Below are 441 nucleotides of genomic sequence, written 5' to 3'. Positions count from 1 at the left end.
CCAAGCTCGTTTTTGATACCTTCGATGCCGCTATTGCTGCCGTGCCCAAGGCTCACCCGCTGTTTCACAGCGACCGGGGCTACCAGTATACAAGCACTGTTTTTCATCAAAAACTTCGGCAAGCAGGCATGAAGCAGAGCATGTCCCGCGTGGCGCATTGTATTGATAACGGTCCAATGGAGGGTTTTTGGGGCATCCTGAAACGAGAACGCTACTACGGCTTCAAGTTCACCGACCGGACACAGCTCATGCAAATGATTACTGACTACATGGATTTCTACAACTACCACCGCCTCCAGCGACGCCTGGCTATCATGACGCCGGTGGAGTTCTATCATCATTTTACTTTGGCCGCATAAAGATTGCTGCCCCTCATTTCTGAAGGGCAGCAACGGTTAAAACTTTTTGTTTTTTCATTGTCCTCTTGACGGGTAGCATATC

Annotated in this window: 1 protein-coding gene; it reads left to right on the top strand. The window is 49.7% G+C overall.

Features of this window, described 5'->3' with window-relative positions:
- Positions 1 to 359: IS3 family transposase (locus ALO_RS18915; RefSeq protein ID WP_004099271.1), on the top strand; the 359-nt coding region annotated here is incomplete at its 5' end.
- Positions 360 to 441: the final 82 nt, after the last annotated feature.

Source organism: Acetonema longum DSM 6540 (genome assembly GCF_000219125.1).
Lineage (GTDB): Bacteria > Bacillota > Negativicutes > Sporomusales > Acetonemataceae > Acetonema > Acetonema longum.
Note: the sequence above shows the minus strand (reverse complement) of the source record. Positions and strands in the feature narration are given on the sequence as shown.